The sequence below is a fragment of the Vibrio sp. CCUG 15886 genome, from assembly GCF_028570825.1.
GTDB classification, from domain to species: Bacteria; Pseudomonadota; Gammaproteobacteria; order Enterobacterales; family Vibrionaceae; genus Vibrio; species Vibrio vulnificus_B.
Genome location: NZ_JAQQBT010000037.1, coordinates 1 through 2,897 on the forward strand (window position 1 = coordinate 1; position 2,897 = coordinate 2,897).

At 42.8% G+C, this 2,897-nt stretch carries 3 protein-coding genes; all 3 read left to right on the forward strand.

Translation table 11 applies throughout. The features are described 5' to 3' along the window. Positions 1-108: 108 nt before the first annotated feature. The gene (locus tag PQQ36_RS22305; protein ID WP_206627066.1) at positions 109-591 is read left to right on the forward strand and encodes a MazG-related protein; all 483 of its coding nucleotides are present in this window, start codon (positions 109-111) and stop codon (positions 589-591) included. Positions 592-1,114: 523 nt separating this feature from the next. Further along, the gene (locus PQQ36_RS22310) at positions 1,115-1,594 is read left to right on the forward strand and encodes a GNAT family N-acetyltransferase (protein ID WP_225465875.1); all 480 of its coding nucleotides are present in this window, start codon (positions 1,115-1,117) and stop codon (positions 1,592-1,594) included. Positions 1,595-1,736: 142 nt separating this feature from the next. Further along, a complete protein-coding gene (locus PQQ36_RS22315; protein ID WP_263217828.1) occupies positions 1,737-2,708 on the forward strand; it encodes a phosphotransferase in 972 nt (323 codons plus the stop codon). Positions 2,709-2,897 lie beyond the last annotated feature (189 nt).

Consider the following 2,897-nt stretch of genomic DNA (forward strand, 5'->3'; position numbering starts at 1 on the left):
TGCGGTGAGTTTTGGTGGTGAAAGTGGTCTGCGGAAGGTTGGTTTATGCGGCATTCACCCCTTAACGCGGCGTTATGGCGCAGGGCAAAATCCAGCTAAGGGGACTAGATGAGTGATAAAGTGAAAGTGGTCCTGAAATGGCTCAAAGATCTCTTAGAGGCTGAGGGTGTTGAGTACCAAATTGTTGGTGGGTTAGCGGCAACTATTCATGGTGGAAGTCGTGAAATCGCTGATATCGATCTTTATATTCACAATTCTGACGCAAACAAGGTCTTGGCTCGCGTATCGCAGTTCATATCTAAACCGTTAACTCATTACACTGAGTACGGTTGGGATCTAGAGTATTTCCAGTTGGTTTACCAAAATCAAAAAATAGAAATCGGCTTATCTCAAAACACGAAGATACAATCAGCTCTCGATGGTTCTTGGCATGAGCTTGAAATTTACTTTTCAGAGTCAGTGGTAAAACTCTATCAAGGTATCGAATTACCAGTGATTCCAGTTCATCGTCTCGTTGAGTACAAGCGAATACTGGGTAGGGAAGTCGACCTAATAGACATACAAGAACTAACGTTGAGTTCAGCGCCATAACAATAAATTTAAGCAGATTCGCAACGCTTGGCATTTTTGGTTTGAATCAGCTTTAGTGTTTACGGCACAATGCTTTAGGTGAGTGGCAGCGTTGCTCACTACTTAATTTGGCGTTATTTCCGCAACGGATCTCTCAGGCTGAATGTGTATGCTTGTAGCCTAGGTGTGAAAATGGCGGGGTAATAGGGTGTAAAAGCGGCGAAAATGGCGAATATTAGTCATTTCCATGCTAGCCTTAAAACGCTTTAAGCGCACCTTAATATGGCGCAGCAATTAAAGAGTGACGCTAAAGCGATTTAAGGTAGAGAGCTGACAAATACTTCGGCTTCGATTTTTTGCCTGCATACCGAAAATTCAACGTCATATCAAATAATTAGGCGTCAACATTGACGACTTTAGTTGCGGAATAACAAACAGTTTAAGAGTGATTCGGTACGTGTAGCATTAGCGATTTCATTGACTCCGGAGTTGCGTACCTCACACCTTAACTGCGCGTTAGGCGCTATTCACTTTAGGATTAGGGATGAACGTAGAATTTAAAGTGATCAATTTGGCGCAAGATTATGATTTTTGTGTAGCTGCTCGAAAGGATGCTTACTATTGCAGTTTCGAGACCTTTTCGGGTTTTGATGATTTCATAGCAGGTTATCGAGAACGAATCCAAGAAAGGCAATCTGAAGCAGGTTGGTTTTACATCCATATCTGGTTGGATGGAAAATTGGTAGGGCAGTTAGAGTTTCGTTCCTTTTCACCCGAGCCAGAGACCGGTTATGTTCATTTGGTTTACTTGTTGCCTGAAGTTCGCGGTTCTGGTTTGAGCCAGCAAGTTCAGGTCTACATCGAAACCGAATTAGCACGAGCTGGTTGTGAGCGTGCTGTGCTTTCCGTGAGTAGAACGAACGCAAGGGCGTTAAGGTTCTATAAGCGTAATGGTTGGGTATATTGTTGCGCTAATCCGAAGCACGATGAAACCGATTTTTACCAATTACAGCTGCGCGCCTAACAAAGCGTTAAAGAGGGACTTGGCACGCGTGGCATTTTCAATTTGCGTCGGGTTTAGTGGTTAAGGTGTGATGCGGTCACGTTTGTAGTGCGTGCCTGCGCCCCTTAACGCGGCGTTATGTACCTATGAGGTCAATTGAACTATGAGTGATTTTGTTCGTGAGGTTAGTGAACACTGGAGCCAAATAGATGCTGGTGCTAGTTTAAATTGGCAATCAGGCGGCTCGACGAATAATGTCTTTCGAATCCAATCCTCAGAGACTTTTTACCTTAGAAAATATCGTGTTCGCAATGTTGCACAAATCAAACTTGAACATGAACTATTACAAAAACTCTCCCAAAATTTGAATACTATAATTGCTCCAGTTTTGACGCGCGATGGCTGTTCCTTTGGCAAAATAGGTGAGGGCTTTTACGCTTTGTTTCCTGAAGCAAAAGGCAAGCTAATTGAAAAAAGCGAACTGTCGGCGTTACATGCTTTTCAGTTAGGAAAAGCACTGGCTGAATTACATGTTCAACTAGCTTCTATGTCTGGAAATGATTTTCCAACAATCGAGCTTTCGTGGGATAAAAGTGCTTGGGTTGATAGGTTACAAAAAATAGTTGCCTGTATTGAAATCAATAGTGCGCTTGATGCGAAAGGTTCGGTTTTACGAAGAGTAAAACAACAGCGTGACTATCTAGCGAGCTCACAAGCCGTGCACTCACATACTCCGTTAACAAGCAGGCAATTAATTCACGGCGACTTTCATCATTTCAACGTCTTTTTTGATTTGAACGGGGCTGTAAGCGATGTGATTGATTGGGACCTAGTACAAAATATGCCACCTGGTTATGAGGTGGCTAGAGCCTGTATGTACATGTTTGACATGGATGTGAATAGATCATTGGCGTTGTTAAAAGGCTATATATCTATCAAACCTATAACACGATTAGAGCTTAATGATGGAGCAAAGGCTTGGGCTGTTTATGCTGACCATCATGTATGGGCTTTGGAAGAGGTGTTCTTAAAAAACAATACCGCCGCACAGAAGTTCATCCCACAAAGTGACTTTATTCCGTTCATGGAACAATGGTCCAAAATTGAAAGTACCTTGTTTTGCGGCGGTACATAACAAGGCGTTCAAGAGGGATTCATGCCGCGTGGCATTTTTGGCTTGCGGTGGTTTTGGGTGGTGAAAGTGGTATGCGGAAAGTTGGTTTAGGCGGCATTCACCCCTTAACGCAGCGTTATGTGTCTTTCCGGAATTTATCTTTCTAAATCAAAAAGTAAAAATTAGAATTGCGGAAAATGTTTCTAGTGG

What these genes read in the sequence shown, in the direction of transcription:
- PQQ36_RS22310 (WP_225465875.1), top strand. Translation starts at nt 1,115, where the DNA reads ATGAACGTAGAATTTAAAGTGATCAATTTGGCGCAAGATTATGATTTT.
- PQQ36_RS22315 (WP_263217828.1), top strand. Translation starts at nt 1,737, where the DNA reads ATGAGTGATTTTGTTCGTGAGGTTAGTGAACACTGGAGCCAAATAGAT.
- PQQ36_RS22305 (WP_206627066.1), top strand. Translation starts at nt 109, where the DNA reads ATGAGTGATAAAGTGAAAGTGGTCCTGAAATGGCTCAAAGATCTCTTA.